The organism is Snodgrassella alvi, from assembly GCF_002777855.1.
Lineage (GTDB): Bacteria > Pseudomonadota > Gammaproteobacteria > Burkholderiales > Neisseriaceae > Snodgrassella > Snodgrassella alvi_E.
In genome coordinates this window covers 542,197-560,621 of sequence record NZ_MEIK01000034.1, presented here as the reverse complement: position 1 = coordinate 560,621, position 18,425 = coordinate 542,197, and the positions used below count along the sequence as shown (strand labels likewise).

Below are 18,425 nucleotides of genomic sequence, written 5' to 3'. Positions count from 1 at the left end.
TGTTTTACCTATAGCTAATTAACGGGCGTCAGTGTATGAGAACGACAGCAAATACTCTGATGCCTTTTACTATACCGATAAATACCCCTAGACCATTTAGCCAAAGAATAAATCAAGCATTTCTTCAAGCAGAAATTTTCTTAATTATGAAGGTAAAAAACGTCATGCAGTACTACTGCCCAAGTAAAAAACGCTTATTAATTGTGACAGGAATCAGTCTGCTAGTAGGTGGTTGCAGTTTATCGGACTGGTATAACGGTTATTATGTGGATAGGTCATCATGGAAAAGCTATCAGAAAGATAGTGATGCTTATTATGATGCTGAGTCTCCGCAAATGAAAGAACTGAGAAAAAAAAATCAAGACTATTGCCTAGAGCTAGCAAATAAGCCGGAAAATCGACTTCAAGAAAAAGGTTACCCAAATGGTGTATGGAATCAACCTTTGTTTGGAAAGTGTATGGAAAATCGCGGAACACCCACGTTTCAAACCTATCAATCGAATCGTGCGAAACAACGTGATGCTGAGCGTAGAGCACGAGGCGAAATAGTGTAATAATTAAGATTACTGTAACCATACAGAGTACCGTTAGCGACGTGTAATGGCTAGATGGTAAAACGTCGTCAGATTAAACAGCCGATGAAAAGGAACATGGCCATTTATCTGCACTAACCCACCTTAATATAGGTGGGTTTTTTATGTGAAAAAGATATTGTGGTTAATGCGAGATCACCGCAGGTGCCAACCGCGGCAAAGGACATGGCAACGGCGACGAAACCAGCTACCGCAACAGCCATATTGGAAGCAGCAGCGGCAACACCAGCCTCACCAGCGGCGGAGCCACCAACATCAAAGGCGCACAGGTAGCAGGTAAAGGCGTACAGATTGATGCAGCCGAACTAAATATCGAAAGCTTGCAGGACACAGCCAAATACAACAGCAAACAGCAGAATATCAGCGGGCAGGTTACCGTAGGCTATGGCGCATCCGCCTCTGCCAGCTTTAGTAAAAGCAAAATTAAAGCCGATTATGCTGCTGTAACAGAACAAAGCGGCATCATTGCCGGTGACAATGGCTACCAGCTCAACATCAAAGGCAATACCGACCTCAAAGGTGCCATCATCACCTCTACCGAAGCAGCCGAAGCGGCAGGCAAAAACCAAGTAATTACCGGCAGCCTGACGAGCAGCGATATTCATAATCATAGTGATTACAGTGGCAGTAGTATTGGTATCGGTGCCAGTGGCAGCATTAGTGGATCAACACTGGGACAAAAACATCCTACTGGTAACGATAAGATTAATCTGGCTAATCAGGGTGAAACGGGTGCCAGCAAGTCCCTTGGCTTCGGACACGATAGTGGCCATAGCAGCAGTACCACCCACAGCGGCATCAATACTGGTAACATCATCATCACGGAAGCTGCTGCCCAACAGCAGAAAACCGGTAAAAGCGTAGCCGAAACCATAGCCGGTATTCATACCGATACCAGCAGCGACAACTATGCGGATAAAGCCGGCTACCTGAGTAATAACTTTGACAAAGACAAAGTTCAGAAAGAGCTGGATACACAGCGTGAGGTCACACAGGAATTCAGCGCCAATATACAGGCTACCTCAGCAATGATAAACAGCAAAAAGGATAGCCTGAAAGAAAAACTGAAAGACGAAAACCTGACCTTATCAGAGCGGGAACAATACGAAAAAGAACTGTCGCAATGGAACACAGGCGGCTTACTGCTGAATGCCATCGGAGCGGGATTGGCCGCACCAACCAATAGCGTAGGGGGCATATTGGCAGCCACAGCCAGTCCGGTGGTTTCCTATCAGATAGGCCAATACTTTAAAGGCAAAGAAGCTGAAGGCAGCACAGCTCATCTGGTGGCACATGCAGTATTAGGTGCAGCGGTAGCGGCAGCAGGGGGGAATGATGCATTGGCAGGAGCATTGGCGGCAGGTGGATCAGAGGCAATTGCTCCCGTTGTATCGAAATGGCTGTATGACAAAGAACCAAAGGATTTGACGGCAGAGGAGAAGGCAACTGTATCAGCAATATCAGGACTGGCAGGAGCGGCTACGGGAGCGGTAGCGGGTGGAGGTATGGCAGATGCAGCGCAAGGTAATCAGGCTGCGCATACGGCTGTAGATAATAACCTAAACAATAATGATTGGCCTTATTTTGGGACAACTCCTGAAAAAACTAGAAAGCTAAATGAAGAAAAATTTATCAAATTAATTTGTAAAAACTTAAATCCAAGCGAATGTCAAAGAAAAAGAGAAGAAGTTCAAAAGGATGCAGCTAAGTTTATTATAAGCAATGTAATAGATTTTATACCAATATTAGGAGATATAAAGGGATTGTATGAAGCAGAGACAGTTGGGGATTATGTATTTACCGCAATTGGAGTAGTGCCACTTGTTGGTGATGCAGCTAAAAAAATGCATACTGCACAAAAAGCCTATGAAAAAGCGAAAGAAGCAGGAAATGTAGCAGAAATGGTTAAGCAAACTGAAAATGTGGCTAATCTTATAAAAGAGGATAAAATTAAAAAAGGAATGGATGGGAATGCAGGAAAGGGGATGACAGGAGCCACACAGGCTGATGCAACAAAATATTTTGGGCAAGAAAGAAAATATTGGTCTAAAGATCCTATAGAGTTTAGTGGTAATAAGGTTTATCAACGTGATGATTTATTTGATCCTAAATATATTGATCCTAAATCGGGAAAAACAAATTTACAGCTTATGGAACAAGGGAGAGCACCAATAGGTTATGATAAAAAACCAATTAATTTACATCATATGACTCAACGGCAAGATAGTGCCATAGCGGAAGTTACACAATCATTTCATCAACAATATAGTGATAAAATTCACATTAATCCAAATACTATTCCTTCGGGAATAAATCGTAATCAGTTTAATAAATGGCGCTCTAATTATTGGAAAAATAGAGCAAATGATTTTAAATAATAGGAGTATCAATGAGTGATCTAAATAACGTTATTGAACATTTAAAAAAATTATCAAATGGAGAGGTAATTAATGTCGCTCTTCCTGATGATAATTTGCTTGATAATTATGAGAAAGAAATTAACTTTTGTTTTCCAGAAGATTACAGAAAGCTTCTTAAAGAAGCAGATAATATTTTTTATGGAACAATTGAATTACTATTAGTAACAAAAGAAAAAAAATATCCTTCTGAATTATCAATAGTATTGAATGAAGCAAGGGAGCTAGGTTTACCTGAAGATTGGCTACCAATATGTGAGGATAATGGTAGCTATTATTGTTTACTTCCAAATGGTAAAGTACATTATTGGACACCAGATGGCTATAGCAATGATTCTTGGGAAGATCTTGCAGATTGGATAGAACAAGTATGGATTAATGGAGATTAAATAGTTTATTAGTTAAAATTTAGAATTAAGATCATAATTAAATAAATCATGAAAATAACCAATTAAAAATTAATAGAGTTCTTTAATATCGTTTTAAAGCAGCAAATCAATCTCTACTACCAACTTGCCCTGTTCAATCTGAATGATATCAGGGCATCCCACATAAAAGCCAACCCGCTTTAGCCACACTGATAGTGGTCACAGGCCACTGTCAACAGTATCAATGCAGATATTGACGGCAAACTAAGCATTATCAGTCCGCAGGACAAAGTAGACCAAGTTATCCATCAGCATTGGTTCAGGTGGTCCAAAGTTAGGTATTACTGCCGGAGTTAATGCCGGCAAAGGACATGGCAATGGCGACGAAACCAGCTACCGCAACAGCCATATTGGAAGCAGCAGCGGCAACACCAGCCTTACCAGCGGCGGAGCCACCAACATCAAAGGCGCACAGGTAGCAGGTAAAGGCGTACAGATTGATGCAGCCGAACTAAATATCGAAAGCTTGCAGGACACAGCCAAATATAACAGCAAACAGCAGAATATCAGCGGGCAGGTTACCGTAGGCTATGGCGCATCCGCCTCTGCCAGCTTTAGTAAAAGCAAAATTAAAGCCGATTATGCTGCTGTAACAGAACAAAGCGGCATCATTGCCGGTGACAATGGCTACCAGCTCAACATCAAAGGTAATACCGACCTCAAAGGTGCCATCATCACCTCTACTGCAGCAGCCGAAGCGGCAGGCAAAAACCAAGTAATTACCGGCAGCCTGACGAGCAGCGATATCCAAAATCATAGTGATTACAGTGGCAGTAGTATTGGTATCGGTGCCAGTGGCAGCGTTAGTGGATCAACACTGGGACAAAAACAGCCTACTGGTAATGACAAGATTAACCTGGCTAATCAGGGTGAAACGGGTGCCAGCAAGTCCCTTGGCTTCGGACACGATAGTGGCCATAGCAGCAGTACCACCCACAGCGGCATCAATACGAGCAACATCATCATTACGGATGCTGCTGCCCAGCAGCAGAAAACTGGCAAAAGTGTAGCCGAAACCATAGCTGGAATTCATACCGATACCAGCAGCGACAACTATGCGGATAAAGCCGGCTACCTGAGCAACAACTTTGACAAAGACAAAGTTCAGAAAGAGCTGGATACACAGCGTGAAGTCACACAGGAGTTTGACCAAAATCGTCAAGAATTACGCAATATCTTGCATAAAATCGCCGATAATAAACGCCAACAGGCAGAAAATATTCGTAAGGACAACTATATAGACGGCAAAAATGGTTATAACACTAACGAATCACTGGCACTGGAAGGGAGTGCCGATAAATGGGACAAAGCCGCCTTCTATACAGATATGATATTAGGTACGGTTTATGGGTATGGTAATACTGCTGCACTGGTTTATGCAGATGGCGGCGCTATTATTGACCCCGCAGTTAGAGCAGCCAGAAGACCAATACAGATATGGAATGTGACCTGTGCACAAGATGGTTTATATTGTTCCAATAACAGTTACGATAACAAGAAAACCAGACCGATAGATGCAGACAGTCCCTATGCAGAAATAGGGAATAAAAGACAGATATTTGATATAAATGAAATCAAACCTGGACAGAACACAGGTGTAATAACCATATCCAATCCTGGCATACTCAACCCATTAAATGATGCTTTAAAAAATGCGGTTAAGCAGAACTTGTGGGAAACAGGAGCAGATGGTATCTATGTAGCAGCCAATCCACCAACCAGCAATTTTTTATCAGAAGGAGTATATGCATTTTATGATAAAGTGAATGATTTGGGCGGTAGCTACCTTCCTTTGACCAATTCAGAAAAAGCAAATATATTACTTTATGAGTATGCCAAAGAAAAAGGCTATAAAATAGACCTAAGTAACCACAGTCGTGGTGGGATGACGGCAAGTAATGCGCTACAGTATGCTAATCGAAATGGATTAACCGGCATACCAATAAGAGAAGCAAGATTTTACGGTACAGCAACTAATGTACAACAGTATGCAGACCAGCTACTAATAAATGGTTATGAAGGAAGTAAAGCATATTCAGCAGTGCATTACACCGATTTTGTGGGTAGAAGTCCGCTAATATTGTTCCGTAGTCAATATACGATAGGAGGTAATCCACCTACAGGTGGCGTAGAAGATAAACCCTTTATGTATTCGCACAGTAGCTATTTTAGAGAAAAACCAAAAGATGTTTTGGTAGATGAAAAAGGTAGAAATATAGATGCAAACGGAAATTTGACGGGCGATAAAAAAGTTGATAATCCTTATTTAGATGATTGGAATAAAAAATGGTTGAAGGGATCAAATCATAATTTAAACCAAGTTAATCCCTCTTTACCGGTTTTAGTCAAACCCTCAAAAGCAAGGCAAGGAGTGAAATGAAATGAGACACAACATTAATATTTTATTGATAGGCATCTTGTGTTTTGGACTATCCGGCTGTTATGAATCTTTAGTCCGTTTTTGGAACGGACCAGGTTGGGATTTCTCGTCTGAAGCCGAAAAAAAAGCTAAACAAGAGTGCTTTGAAGAATTGCGTTCACTTCCACGGCCGAAGAATGAATATATTGGATCTAAAGAAATGCAGGATTGGTTAGGTGAAGTATATATACCAGCCAGAAATGAATGTCTAAGAAAAAAAGGATTTTAGATTCAAGCAAAGATTTAATCTATGTATAAGGAAATAAAATGATGGAAAGCAAAATGAAATTAATAGCGATAACAAGTTTTATTGTATAAGTGGTTGTAGCACCGATGTGTCTAGATATCAAAAGCAGCTTTAAGCAAATGGATATACGGGCAGTAGAGTAGTGGTTTATCCAAGGAATGGATATGTACAGCCACCAGCAAAATATCTGGTAGATGAAAATGGGCGTTATATAGACCAGAATGGTAATCGAACCGATTATCCGGTAGAAAATCCATATTATAGAGAATATATAAAACGTCATAAATAAAGGTTGATATTTTGATAATAATAATATTCTCATGAATATCGATGCCTGAGTAATAACTTTGACAAAGACAAAGTTCAGAAAGAGCTGGATACACAGCGTGAAGTCACACAGGAGTTTGACCAAAATCGGCAGGATTTGAAAAAAGAGCTACTGCAAAAAGCGCGCAAAAAATATGAAGAAGCGCAACTGGAGCGGCTGCAACACGATGGCTTACGAACCGAAAAGAGCATCCAGTTAGAACAGGAAGGGCGTAAAATAGAACAGAACGTTGCCTATCTAGATACCGCGCTTGGTCTGATATGGGCAGGTAACATCGGTATCGGAGCATTAGAAACCGTTGCCCAGCATGCCGATTACACCAAAAATGCTGCTCGCCACATCACTGCCGGACAAGTATATAAAGTTACCTGCAACGGTGAAGCAGCTAAGTACGAGTGTAAAGATATTAATAATGCTAAGGATGCCATGGCAGCCGGAGACGAAAGCAAAATAACCAAAGAAAAAAATCAAGGGGCACCATTTGAGGGTACGGCCACTGAGATTTATGATTACCGCCAGATAATGGATGGCAAATCAGTAATAATGATTTCAAATCCAGGAATCTACAACAACGAAGATGCCGCATTCAGAAATGCCGTTAAACAGAATCCTGATGCAGCGGCCAGTGGCAATTTGTATGTAGTGGTCAACAACCCTACCGCGGAAGCTATTCCGGCATTAAGTGAAGTGGGTAGCTATGCTTTGTGGGATAAACTCAACGAATGGTTTGGAGGCAGACTGCCCAAGACCAATGCCGAAAAAACCAACGCAGAATTGAAAGAATTGGCCAAAGAAACCGGTACACCAATTATGTTTAACAACCACATCCGCGGTTCTCTGACAGACAAAGTCAGCACGGCTTATCTGCAAAATGTAAAAGGAATAACCGGTATACCGATTGAACAAACTAAATATCTAGGGCCGGCAGCCAATATCGTAGGCGAATTTGACATGCTGAACAAAAATGGCTACGTTGATGAAAATGGTATTAATAGCACATTATTTCTGGGCAATAACAATACTGACTTTGTTGGCAGACTGGTAGGATTGAATCCAGTTACCGCAGGGGATTGTACTGGTAATCCTTTAGGCTCCTGCTACAGTCACAGTAGTTATAATGGTGCTTATTATCTTGATAAAAATTTAACTGATGCAAATGGTAAAGAATACATCAATAAAAAAACAGGATTACCAATTCCAAATCCAGAATTTGGAAAAATTAAAGATACTGTATTTGAACCTAAACTTGACCAAAATGGACGATATATCAATCCAACAATTGCTCAAGCAGTAGTGATAGGAGAAGACGGTAATATCAATCTGGTAGACCGCCAAGGTAACATGACAACTTATGACAAAAAAACACTAAAACCAATTAAAATTACACAAATACCGATTCATGTGATTGATGACAAACGCTACTTTAATTATGGAGGAAAGAAATACTATGCAGATCCACCCAAGTAGAAAAAAGTTATTAATTCTGACAGGAATAAGTCTGGTATTAGGTGGTTGCAGTATATCGGACTGGTACAATGGTTATTATGTTGATAGGTCATCGATGAAACATTATCTTGAAGAAAGAAGTGCTTATTATGATGCTGAATCCCAAGAAATTAAGCAACTGAGAAACATGAATGATGTTTTTTGCAGAAATTTAGCATCAAAACCTGAAAATTTAATATCACGTGCGGGTTATCCAAACGGAGTTTATAATTCACCTATGTATGAAATTTGTATGAAAGAAAATGGAACACCAACTTTTGATGCTTATTCTTCTATTCAGGCAGAAAAACGTCGAGCTGAGCGTAGGGCTCGTGGTGAAATAGTTCCTGAAAACCAATAAGACATGTAATTACTAAGTTGTTTGACATATAGCTAATTAACGGGCGTCAGTGTATGAGAATGACAGCAAATACTCTGATGCCTTTTACTATACCGATAAATACCCCTAGACCATTTAGCCAAAGAATAAATCAAGCATTTCCCCAAGCAGACATTTTCTTAATTATAAAGGTAAAAAACGTCATGCAGTACTACCACCCAAGTAAAAAACGCTTATTAATTTTGATTAGTATCAGTCTGTTATTAGAAGGGTGTAGTATATCGGACTGGTATAATGGCTATTATGTTGAAAGATCATCAAGTATTAGTTTTGATAAAAAAAGTGATGCTTATTATAATGCTGAATCGCCGCAAATGAAGGAGCTGAGAAGTAAAAATCAAGAATATTGCTTAGAGCTTTCAAATAAGCCGGAAAATAGAGTAGAAAGAATAGGATTTCCAAATGGTGTATGGAATCAACCCATGTACGAGCAATGTATGGAAAAAAGAAAAACACCGACTTATGGAGTTTACGTTTCAGAGCAGGTAAAGAAAAGAGATGCTGAGCGCAGGGTGAGAGGTGAAATAGTCTTGTAAAAGACTTGAAGAAAAATCCACGACACAAAATTTTCGTAGTAACGGCTTGATGTGATTAGAATACCTAGCTAGAGCTGTTCACCCCCAAATTGCCTTTTTGACTGCTTCGCTAAAAACATCAATCATAATGTCACGCACGCCAGAAGCGATTGGTGTTCCAACTTTGCTCATTACCTGCTTGAAGCGAGACAAGGCAACTTGCAATTTTGAACTATTTTTCGTCAGTTCTGCCAAATCGGAACGGAACTGTTGCAATTCTTCGGGGGAAAGAGCAGCCTGAACGTTAACCAACTCAACAGCGCTTGCGATCTTTCGTTCAGTCCAAGGAAACGCTTTACCGCAGTTATAGCAAAACGCTGGTGGTTTGTAATCACTACCCAAATATAATACGTCTTCAACGTGATAGTCACCACGGATAGGTGCACTGCAATTCGGGCATTGTGTTATAGTCTCTTCTCCACATTGCGAACAGAACGCTTCTCGAAATTCGGGATAAACGTCTGCTGCGGTTGTAGCAACATGTCCGTTTGGACAGATCTGTGCCACTCGATAAGTTCCCATAATTTCCTATGTCGACAATGCCCGTTTTGTTATGGGCTTTATAAAGATTAAAAAATAAAAATCTTAGTAATGAGTGTTTTTTAATTATAATTTGGCGGAAGCGGTGAGATTCGAACTCACGGAGGGCTATCAACCCTCGACGGTTTTCAAGACCGTTGCATTAAACCGCTCTGCCACGCTTCCGTCTTTGAAGATGCGCATATTAGACGATAAATGCGCATTTGCCAAGTTTTTTATCTTAATAATTTGCAGTTATCTGCTAAATCATTATTTTTATTTTTAATTAAATTTTATAAGTGATGTATTTCATCCCTTAGGAATACCCATTCTTTATCTGTAGATGATGCTTTGTCGAAATAGTAGCCTTCACAATCGAAATTTTTAAGTTGCTCTGGTTCACTCAGTTCGTTTTGGGCAGCATAGCGCACAAATAAACCACGTGCACGCTTGGCATAAAAGCTGATTATTTTATAGGTACCGTTTTTTTGGTCTTTGAAAACGGGTGTAATTACAGGTGCAGATAATTTTGATGGCTGAATGGCTTTGAAATACTCCTGTGACGCCAGATTAATTAATACTTTGTCGTGAGCAGCTTGCATATTTTTTTCTACTGTATGGGTAATAGTGTTTCCCCAAAATTCATATAAATCCTTACCGTGTTCATTTGCCAGTTTGGTGCCCATTTCCAGCCGATAAGGCTGAATTAGATCCAGAGGCTTTAATAAACCATACAAACCGGAAAGTATACCTAGATGTAGTTGTATATAATTTAAAGCTTCAGAGGATAATGTAGTGACATCAAGGCCTTCATAAACATCACCATTAAACAAATAGACTGCTTGTTTTGCATTTTCTAGAGTAAAAGGAGGCTGCCAGTCGTTAAAACGCTCGGCATTCTGCACTGCAAGTTTGTCCGAAATACCCATTAATTCGGCGATATCATGCGGAGCCAGCTGTTTTAATACTGGTATTAATTTTCTGGCCTGTGTTAATAGCTCAGGTTGTGTATGTTTGTGGGTTAAATTTTCTTTTTTTTCATTCAGTTTTTTTGCAGGTGATATTACAAAGTACATATTTTTTCCTTTTGCCTAGCTATAACTGTGAATATGAGAATTCTGTATCCCAATGTTTAGAAATTTAGCTGTATATACTGGTGTGGGAAGTCTGGTACAAAGAATACTACATTCCTGAATCTGATTAGCTGGTTATTTGCATAATCCAAAAAAAAACGGCACAATTCTTTACTCATATTTATAGATTAACTTAATTATTATGTCTACATTGCATTTGCACCCAGAAACTATTGCGATCAGAGGTGCTAAGGAACAAACTTCATATAATGAGCATAATTCTGCTTTGTTTTTAACCAGTAGTTTTATGTTTGATAGTGCTGAGGCCGGCGCGGCTCTATTTGCTGGTTCGGTACCGGGTTATACATATACTCGTACTAATAATCCAAATGTTGCTGCTTTTCAGGCACGAGTAGCTCAGCTGGAGCAGGCCGAAGCTGGTTTAGCAGCTTCTACAGGAATGGCTGCTATTAACGCCGTTTTTTTGGCTTTGTTGAAAGCCGGTGATCATCTGGTTGCTAGTAAAAGTTTGTTTGGTACCACAATAGGTTTACTGAATAATATTCTGCCTCGTTTTGGCATTGAAGTAACATTGGTTAGCCAAACTGATACTGATGAATGGCAGGCAGCTATGCGTCCTAATACACGTATGCTGTTTGTGGAAACACCATCTAATCCGCTAAATGAATTGGCTGATATTGGGAAACTAGCAGAAATTGCGCACACTAATCAGGCTTTGCTGGTGGTGGATAACAGTTTTCTTTCTCCAGCATTACAGCAACCTCTGGCTCTGGGCGCTGATATATCCGTACAGTCTGCTACTAAGGCAATCGATGGCCACGGGCGAGTGATGGGTGGCGTAATTTGTGGCAGTGAAGCCTTGATTAATGAAATTTTCCAGCATGTACGTACTACTGGGGAAGTGCTGGCACCTTTTAATGCGTGGGTGTTGCTAAGTGGATTGGAAACATTATATGTCCGCATGGAAAAACAATGTGCTAATGCATTAGAAGTAGCTCAGTTCCTGTCTACGCAACCACAAGTCGTGGCTGTTCATTACACTGGGCTGGCAAATCATCCTCAAAAAGCTTTGGTGCGCAAACAGCAGCAAGGTGGCGGTATAGTAGTGGCTTTTGAAGTAAAAGGTGGAGAGCAGGCAGCTTGGCAGGTGATTGATGCTTTAACGTTGTTTAGTAAAACCGGTAATCTTGGAGATGTAAAATCTACTGTGACGCATCCATGGACGACTACGCATGGTCGCATGACTCCTGAAGCTAAGCTAGATGCAGCTATTCAGCCAGGATTGATTCGTTTATCGATTGGACTGGAACATGCGGTGGATTTAAAGGCTGATCTAGCCAATGCTCTGACAGTGATTACAATGTAATACTATAATTTTCAGAAGTATATTTGAGAACTAATGTATGTGTAGAGTTGTATTCATTCTTGGGTAATATTCAGCTATTGCAATGATAGACGATTGGCTATATGGTATATAGACAATGTGATAATAAAGGAAACCATAATGAGTAGTGATTTAATTGTTCATATAGGCGATGGAAATTTTGCAAATGAAGTTTTACAATCAGACGTGCCCGTATTGTTGGATTTTTGGGCACCATGGTGCGGTCCATGTAAAATGATTGCCCCGATATTGGACGATTTAGCTGCTGAATATCAGGGAAAGTTGAAAATTGTGAAGCTAAATGTAGATGAAAATCAGGAAACGCCTGCAAAATTTGGAGTTCGTGGTATTCCCACCCTTATGATTTTTAAAAATGGCTCCAGTGTCGCAACTAAAGTCGGAGCTTTGAATAAAGGGCAACTAGAAGCTTTTATTAATGCTTCTCTATAGTTGATAATTATTAAGGTTTATTTATGTCCTTGAATAATAATGGTTTATGTGTTTATTTGCCTTATAAGAACTGCATTATTCAAGGACATAAATTTATTCGACTTTGATTAACCGGTGATATTTATTAATACATCCTGAACTAAAAATTAATTGGCCTTAATAAAGCCAAGAATAAATTCAAATAAATTTCTAAATTTTTGTCATTTGTTTATGCTGTAGATGATAAATAATTTGATATTCGCTTTAATCAAATCGTTTTTTTTGTATAATTTGTCTTGATAGCAATTAAATTTAAGAGATTTATAAAATTTTGATTATTTATTTTCAATATCCATAAAATAACGATAAATTATAATAAAAATTATACTATCTTAGGTATCTATCACGTGTAAAAACATTGTAAACATATTAATGCATTTTAGTTAAAAATGATTATATGTGTTAAATCTATTCGAATATATTTTTGGAATATCATTTTATTGGCATTTTATTTTACTAATAATGTTTAATTTGAATTAATATTCAATTTTATTGTTTAAATAAATGTAATTTTAGCGTTTTATTTCTTTTTTGGCGCATGAGTTAACTTTATTGTTCAAGCATGCTGGCTTTTGTTAGAATGATTTTGTGATATTTCATTCGTAATTAAACGAAAGCGAGAGCGCTATGAATCAAGAATCAAGAGCCTCAGTGTCTCCTCCCAGTGGTAAAGAATCCAACCTATTAAATAAAACATTTGTGATAGCTTGGTTAATCTGTGCCATTTTCTATTTTGTCCAATATGCATTGCGTTCTGCACCAAGTATTATGCAGACTGAAATAATTGCCACCTTACAAATAAGTAAAGTGGAAATGGCCGGTATTATTGGCCTGTATTTCTATTCTTATGCTTTTTTTGCGCTGGTATCCGGTGTATTGTTGGATCGAATTGGGCCACGTTTTACAGCTTCATTGGGTATTATTTTAGTTGCTATTGGATGTGTGCTGTTTTGCTCGGGTACAGTAATTACTGCTCAGAGTGGACGTTTCCTGCAAGGTGCGGGTTCTGGGCTTGCTTTTACCAGTGCAGTATTTTTAGCTACGCGTGGTTTTCCCAAAAAATGGCTGGCTACTGCCGTTGGTATGACACAATGCTTTGGTATGCTAGGCGGTTTCATGGGGCAGGCTGTAGTCTCTCCAATTATAAAAAATCAGATTTTGACCTGGCAAATGTTCTGGATGGTGGCCGCTGGTGTGCTGGCAGTAATATTCTTTGCTTCAGTGTTCATTACTCCACGTACACGAGAAGGAAAAATTGACTGGACTGGGCTCAGCCATCCTTATTTGGTAGTGCTGAAAAACCCTCAATCGTATATCTGTGCCTTTATTGGGGCTATGATGTTCTTGCCTACTAATGTGGGAAATATTGCCTGGGGTAATCAGTTTTTACAAGAAGGTCTGAGCGCCAGTAATGATGTGGCGTTGCGTTTGGCTATGGTACCTTTAGGCTGGGTGGTTGGTTGTCCAGTTCTGGGCTATTTATCAGATGTGATCGGACGCCGTAAACCTGTTGTAATGGGTAGTATTATTGCTATGGGCATTACCGGTGGTCTGATTGTGTATTTGCCTAACGCTATGCCCCCTTATATTATGGGTTTTCTATTTGGGGTTGCTTCAGGCGCTGCTATGATTCCTTACACTATGATTAAAGAAGTTAATCCAGATGAGGTGAAGGGTACGGCTACAGGTGTGATTAACTTTTTCGTGTTTGTTATTAGTGCGATTATGACTAATCTTTTCAGCATACTGATTGATCATTTGGCTGGGGCTGAAGGTCAGTTGAATCTGAAAGTTTTCCAGAATGCTGATATCGTGTTTGTAGTCGGATTAATTCTAGCTTTTATTATGACGATATTCGTTCGTGAAACCGGCAGTAGAGTAAAAGGTTAATTGATTCTGCTGTGTTGTAGATATTTTATCTATTCCAAAACGGCTACCAAATAGGTAGCCGTCTGTGTTTTTAATATCGGGTAGTCTATATATACAGGAATATAAACTTGTTTAAGCCCATTCTAAATCAGGATTTTGCGCTATTACAGCTTTAAATTGAGCAATAATACCGTCCAGAGCTTGCTGATCATCAGCCTCAAAACGCAAGACTAAGACAGGTGTGGTGTTAGATGCGCGCATTAGCCCGAAGCCGTTTTCAAACTCTATTCTTAATCCATCAATAGTAATGCGTTTTACTTCTCCGCTAAACTCAGCTGTTTTAGCCAGATTGGATATGATTTCGTGTCCTGATTGACCGGCAGGTACGGCAATGTTAATTTCAGGAGTAGATATGCCTTCAGGTAAGGCATTTAAAACCGCAGATGGATCTTCAGTCGCGGATAATATTTCTAGTAATCGTGCACCGGCATATAAGCCATCATCAAATCCTAACCAGCGTTCTTTAAAAAATACATGGCCACTCATTTCACCAGCTAGCAATGCACCGTGTTCTTTAATAGCGGCTTTAATAAAGCTATGTCCGGTTTTACTCATGATGGCTTCACCACCATGTTGTTCAATCCACGGTTTTAATAATCGGGTTGATTTTACATCATAGATGATTTTCGCTTTAGGGTTTCGAGTTAGTACATCAGCAGCAAACAACATTAGCTGCCGGTCTGGATAGATGATTTGTCCATCTTTGGTGACTACACCTAAACGATCACCATCACCGTCAAAAGCCAGCCCTATTTCAGCGTCACTGCTGTGCAATGCTTGAATTAAATCCTGCAGGTTAGCTGGCTTGGCAGGATCAGGATGATGATTAGGAAAATGGCCATCTACTTCGCAGAATAATTCTTTCACCTCACAACCAAGCGCACGATACAGGTCACCTGCATAGGCTCCGGCTACGCCGTTTCCCGCATCAATTACGATTTTCATTGGGCGCTTAAGCTGCACCTGATTGCTTATGTAAGTAATGTATTCCCTTGCTATAGGCAAAGGAACCACATTGCCACTATGTTCTGCATTTGCAGCAAGTTGTTCGGACTCAATTATTGTGCGTAATGTTTGTATATCGTCGCCGGCAAGCGTGGTGCCAGCTAGCATCATTTTAAAACCATTATAATCTGGTGGATTATGACTTCCGGTGATCATGATGCCGCTGCCCTGGCAATGCTCTACTGCGGCAAAATACAGCATGGGTGTAGCTACCATTCCTACATCAATCACGTTGATACCACAGGCAGTGATGCCTTGAATCAAGCTAGCTGCTAGTATTGGACCTGAAAGCCGGCCATCACGGCCAAGAGCAATCTGGCTGATGCCTTTGCTTAGTGCTACTGTGGCTATGGCGCGGCCAATCAGTTCAGCTGTATCTTTGTTTAAAGACACATCAACTACACCGCGGATATCATAGGCTTTAAATATGCTGGCATCTATCTGATTTGGAGTCATGAGTATTTTCCTGAATAATTGTGCTCAGTTAATTTGAGATAGGTCTGATGCTGGTATGGCTGATTCGTGCAATGTATTTTGGGAATCAGGTTTTAATGGTTGGAGCTGGTAAGCCAAAATGGCTGTAACTAAGTTCTGTTGCCATGCGTCCGCGAGGTGTACGTTGTAAAAAACCCTGTTGAATTAAATAGGGCTCTATTACATCTTCTATGGTATCGGTAGATTCACCGATTGCTGCAGCAATATTGTCAAGACCTACTGGTCCACCAGAAAATTTATAGAGAATCGCTTCAAGATATTTGCAATCCATTACATCAAGTCCAGATTGATCGATATCCAGCATTTTTAACGCGGCATCTGCAATTTCTGCATTGATTTTTCCTTCATGTTTCACTTCGGCATAATCGCGTACGCGGCGCAACAGGCGATTAGCAATGCGAGGTGTGCCACGGCTGCGTCTGGCAATTTCAGCTGCACCTGTGTCGTCGATATGAAGTTGTAATAGCTGTGCAGAACGAGTAACGATTGTTGTTAAGTCATTATTATTATAAAACTCTAGACGAGAAACGATACCGAAACGATCACGCAATGGATTTGTAAGCATCCCTGCACGCGTGGTGGCACCTACCAGTGTGAAAGGAGGCAAGTCTATTTTCACCGAACGTGCTGCCGGCCCTTCACCAATCATGATGTCCAATTGGTAGTCTTCCAGTGCGGGATACAGTATTTCTTCTACTACAGGGTTTAAGCGATGAATTTCATCTATAAAAAGGACATCGTGTGGTTCGAGATTAGTCAGAATGGCAGCGAGATCGCCTGCGCGTTCCAGCACAGGACCTGATGTCTGGCGCAAACTCACGCCAAGCTCATGGGCAATGATATGAGCAAGAGTAGTCTTGCCCAAGCCGGGTGGGCCAAATAAAAGGGTGTGATCCAGTGCCTCTTTTCGTATTTTGGCCGCCTGTATAAAAATAGAAAGCTGTTCTTTAGCTTTGTGCTGGCCGATGTAGTCTGTTAATGCGCGCGGCCGTAATGCACGCTCCAGCTGCTCTTCTTGAGCGGAGGCAGTTTGTGGGCTGATAACCCGCTGTGGTTTTGCACCGGAAAGTTGGTCTGCTTGTAGCATGGCTGGATAAAAAATTAAATTATAGCAATATTGGCTTAATGCCAAAGTTAATCGAAACAGACAAGGTAAAATTTAGATTTTAAACAGGTGTGCACATGCTGGCAAAAATTTTGAAATAATTGGGAAAGGTTTTATTCACGCACTGAGGATCATCGATATAGACCGATGTTCCCAAAAGACTTACTAATGAAAAGCACATTGCCATACGATGATCATCATAGGTACTGATATGTACATCTGATTGTAATGTAGTTGGTGGTGTAATGCTGATACTGTCTTCAGTTTCGATTATTTTAGCGCCAAGTTTGCGCAATTCTGTTGCCATGGCTGAAATGCGATCAGTTTCTTTAACGCGCCAACTGGCAATATTTCGAATGCGACAGGTATTTTTACAGGCCAGAGCAATGATGGCTAAAGTCATGGCTGCATCGGGAATATGATTGGCATCAATGTCAAATGGTAAGATTTCTTGCTCAGGTGAACGAGATATTTCTATATATTGGTTTCCCCAGCTAACACGTGCTCCGATTTTTTCAAGTTCATGTACAAAAGCTATATCTCCTTGAATACTATTGGCATCTATGCCATTTACGCGTATGGGTTGGCCAGATAAAAGTCCGGCTGCGAGGAAATAGGAAGCACTGGATGCATCACCTTCAACAAATAATTTTTCTTGAGCATGATAATGTTGACCTGCCGGTAGCTGAAATATCTGAAAATTTTTATGGGTTATTTGTACTCCGAATTGTTGCAACAATTTAAGAGTGATAGCGATATAGGGTTTTGAAATTAATTCACCTGCTACTTTGATGGTATAAGCTTGTCCGGTTAAGGGTAAAGCCATCAGTAATGCTGTCAAAAATTGGCTGGAGACATTACCTTTAATACTGAGGAGATGATTAGTCGGAGTTTGGGCTGGATATATTTGTAACGGTGGATAACCTGTTTTTCCTTTATATTCAATAATTGCGCCGGCTGTTTTTAACGCATCGACCAAGTCACCAATCGGGCGTTCATGCATACGTGCTACACCGTGTAAATAGTATTCCCCACCCAAAATTGCTAGTACAGCAGTTAAGGGTCTAAAAGCAGTGCCTGCATTCCCCAAAAATAATTCTGCTTGCTGTTGTGGAAACTTACCATTACATCCGTATATCCGCAAATTCAACCCTGATTCTTTTTCTGCATTGGGTAGCTGTTCAATTTTAACACCCAATATTTTTAATGCATTCAGCATATGTAGAGTGTCATCAGAATCCAGCACATCGTATATTTCGCTTGTATTGTCTGCTAGTGCCGCAAGAAGCAAAGTTCGGTTGCTGATACTTTTCGAACCGGGTAAGTTAATGGTAGAGGCATGACAAGTGCTGGATGTTAAATGCAGTGTATTCATTCAGGTATTAATAAATTTTCATGATTAGTTTGCAAGTTTATCAGTTAATTGTGCGGGCGGATATGCTAAAAAAGAATGGATTTCGGCAAAGTTAAACATGAAAATGCATAATAAGTGGTTAAATATAAAACCAGTAAG

The 18,425-nt window shown here is 40.1% G+C and carries 16 protein-coding genes and 1 tRNA gene; 11 read left to right on the top strand and 6 right to left on the bottom strand.

Going from position 1 to position 18,425, the window contains the following annotated elements:
• Positions 1-35 precede the first annotated feature (35 nt).
• From BHC43_RS08355 to BHC43_RS08320, 8 genes are all read left to right on the top strand, one after another.
• The gene (locus tag BHC43_RS08355; RefSeq protein WP_144078749.1) at positions 36-554 is read left to right on the top strand and encodes a hypothetical protein; all 519 of its coding nucleotides are present in this window, start codon (positions 36-38) and stop codon (positions 552-554) included.
• A gap of 173 nt (positions 555-727) precedes the next feature.
• Positions 728-2,971: an HNH/ENDO VII family nuclease gene (locus tag BHC43_RS10835; protein ID WP_257378010.1), complete on the top strand. Its 2,244-nt coding sequence runs from the start codon at positions 728-730 to the stop codon at positions 2,969-2,971.
• An 11-nt stretch (positions 2,972-2,982) separates the two neighbouring features.
• Entirely contained in the window at positions 2,983-3,399 is a 417-nt protein-coding gene (locus BHC43_RS08345; RefSeq protein WP_100141378.1) for an SMI1/KNR4 family protein, read from the top strand.
• A 286-nt stretch (positions 3,400-3,685) separates the two neighbouring features.
• Positions 3,686-5,818, top strand: coding sequence for a hemagglutinin repeat-containing protein (locus BHC43_RS08340; protein WP_306807699.1), 2,133 nt, complete (start codon positions 3,686-3,688; stop codon positions 5,816-5,818).
• Position 5,819: 1 nt separating this feature from the next.
• The gene (locus tag BHC43_RS08335; RefSeq protein ID WP_100157068.1) at positions 5,820-6,086 is read left to right on the top strand and encodes a hypothetical protein; all 267 of its coding nucleotides are present in this window, start codon (positions 5,820-5,822) and stop codon (positions 6,084-6,086) included.
• 442 nt (positions 6,087-6,528) lie between these two features.
• A complete protein-coding gene (locus BHC43_RS08330; RefSeq protein ID WP_100157067.1) occupies positions 6,529-7,899 on the top strand; it encodes a hypothetical protein in 1,371 nt (456 codons plus the stop codon).
• The gene (locus BHC43_RS08325; RefSeq protein WP_144078748.1) at positions 7,880-8,278 is read left to right on the top strand and encodes a hypothetical protein; all 399 of its coding nucleotides are present in this window, start codon (positions 7,880-7,882) and stop codon (positions 8,276-8,278) included. The genes BHC43_RS08330 and BHC43_RS08325 overlap by 20 nt, the downstream gene beginning before the upstream one ends.
• A 53-nt stretch (positions 8,279-8,331) precedes the next feature.
• Positions 8,332-8,853, top strand: coding sequence for a hypothetical protein (locus BHC43_RS08320; protein WP_144078747.1), 522 nt, complete (start codon positions 8,332-8,334; stop codon positions 8,851-8,853).
• Between the two features lie 78 nt (positions 8,854-8,931).
• On the opposite strand, the gene BHC43_RS08315 is transcribed toward BHC43_RS08320, so the two are convergent.
• The 3 genes from BHC43_RS08315 to yaaA form a co-directional block, all read right to left on the bottom strand.
• Positions 8,932-9,414 carry a DUF2321 domain-containing protein gene (locus BHC43_RS08315; RefSeq protein WP_100157064.1) on the bottom strand — a complete coding sequence of 161 codons (483 nt, stop codon included), beginning with the start codon at positions 9,412-9,414 and terminating at the stop codon, positions 8,932-8,934.
• A 92-nt stretch (positions 9,415-9,506) separates the two neighbouring features.
• Positions 9,507-9,597, bottom strand: a tRNA-Ser gene (locus tag BHC43_RS08310).
• 107 nt (positions 9,598-9,704) lie between these two features.
• Positions 9,705-10,487, bottom strand: a complete 783-nt coding sequence (yaaA, locus tag BHC43_RS08305; RefSeq protein WP_100157063.1) for a peroxide stress protein YaaA — start codon at positions 10,485-10,487, stop codon at positions 9,705-9,707.
• Between the two features lie 199 nt (positions 10,488-10,686).
• On the opposite strand from yaaA, the gene BHC43_RS08300 reads away from it, so the two are divergent.
• The 3 genes from BHC43_RS08300 to BHC43_RS08290 all read left to right on the top strand — a co-directional run bounded on the left by BHC43_RS08300 (position 10,687) and on the right by BHC43_RS08290 (position 14,268).
• On the top strand, positions 10,687-11,871 hold the full coding sequence (locus BHC43_RS08300) for an O-succinylhomoserine sulfhydrylase (RefSeq protein ID WP_100157062.1): 1,185 nt from the start codon (positions 10,687-10,689) through the stop codon (positions 11,869-11,871).
• 138 nt (positions 11,872-12,009) lie between these two features.
• Positions 12,010-12,339: a thioredoxin TrxA gene (trxA, locus tag BHC43_RS08295; RefSeq protein ID WP_100140927.1), complete on the top strand. Its 330-nt coding sequence runs from the start codon at positions 12,010-12,012 to the stop codon at positions 12,337-12,339.
• 666 nt (positions 12,340-13,005) lie between these two features.
• Positions 13,006-14,268: an MFS transporter gene (locus BHC43_RS08290; RefSeq protein WP_100157061.1), complete on the top strand. Its 1,263-nt coding sequence runs from the start codon at positions 13,006-13,008 to the stop codon at positions 14,266-14,268.
• 111 nt (positions 14,269-14,379) lie between these two features.
• Here BHC43_RS08290 and BHC43_RS08285 read toward each other — a convergent pair whose 3' ends face one another.
• The 3 genes from BHC43_RS08285 to aroA all read right to left on the bottom strand — a co-directional run bounded on the left by BHC43_RS08285 (position 14,380) and on the right by aroA (position 18,287).
• Entirely contained in the window at positions 14,380-15,768 is a 1,389-nt protein-coding gene (locus BHC43_RS08285) for a phosphomannomutase/phosphoglucomutase (RefSeq protein ID WP_100157060.1), read from the bottom strand.
• An 85-nt stretch (positions 15,769-15,853) separates the two neighbouring features.
• Positions 15,854-16,894 carry a Holliday junction branch migration DNA helicase RuvB gene (ruvB, locus tag BHC43_RS08280; protein WP_100157059.1) on the bottom strand — a complete coding sequence of 347 codons (1,041 nt, stop codon included), beginning with the start codon at positions 16,892-16,894 and terminating at the stop codon, positions 15,854-15,856.
• A gap of 79 nt (positions 16,895-16,973) precedes the next feature.
• Entirely contained in the window at positions 16,974-18,287 is a 1,314-nt protein-coding gene (gene aroA / locus BHC43_RS08275) for a 3-phosphoshikimate 1-carboxyvinyltransferase (RefSeq protein WP_100157058.1), read from the bottom strand.
• Positions 18,288-18,425 lie beyond the last annotated feature (138 nt).

Coding starts and splice junctions, on each gene's coding strand:
- BHC43_RS08355 (WP_144078749.1), top strand. CDS start 36: ATGAGAACGACAGCAAATACTCTGATGCCTTTTACTATACCGATAAAT.
- BHC43_RS08345 (WP_100141378.1), top strand. CDS start 2,983: ATGAGTGATCTAAATAACGTTATTGAACATTTAAAAAAATTATCAAAT.
- BHC43_RS08335 (WP_100157068.1), top strand. CDS start 5,820: ATGAGACACAACATTAATATTTTATTGATAGGCATCTTGTGTTTTGGA.
- BHC43_RS08325 (WP_144078748.1), top strand. CDS start 7,880: ATGCAGATCCACCCAAGTAGAAAAAAGTTATTAATTCTGACAGGAATA.
- BHC43_RS08320 (WP_144078747.1), top strand. CDS start 8,332: ATGAGAATGACAGCAAATACTCTGATGCCTTTTACTATACCGATAAAT.
- BHC43_RS08315 (WP_100157064.1), bottom strand. CDS start 9,414: ATGGGAACTTATCGAGTGGCACAGATCTGTCCAAACGGACATGTTGCT.
- yaaA (WP_100157063.1), bottom strand. CDS start 10,487: ATGTACTTTGTAATATCACCTGCAAAAAAACTGAATGAAAAAAAAGAA.
- BHC43_RS08300 (WP_100157062.1), top strand. CDS start 10,687: ATGTCTACATTGCATTTGCACCCAGAAACTATTGCGATCAGAGGTGCT.
- trxA (WP_100140927.1), top strand. CDS start 12,010: ATGAGTAGTGATTTAATTGTTCATATAGGCGATGGAAATTTTGCAAAT.
- BHC43_RS08290 (WP_100157061.1), top strand. CDS start 13,006: ATGAATCAAGAATCAAGAGCCTCAGTGTCTCCTCCCAGTGGTAAAGAA.
- BHC43_RS08285 (WP_100157060.1), bottom strand. CDS start 15,768: ATGACTCCAAATCAGATAGATGCCAGCATATTTAAAGCCTATGATATC.
- ruvB (WP_100157059.1), bottom strand. CDS start 16,894: ATGCTACAAGCAGACCAACTTTCCGGTGCAAAACCACAGCGGGTTATC.
- aroA (WP_100157058.1), bottom strand. CDS start 18,287: ATGAATACACTGCATTTAACATCCAGCACTTGTCATGCCTCTACCATT.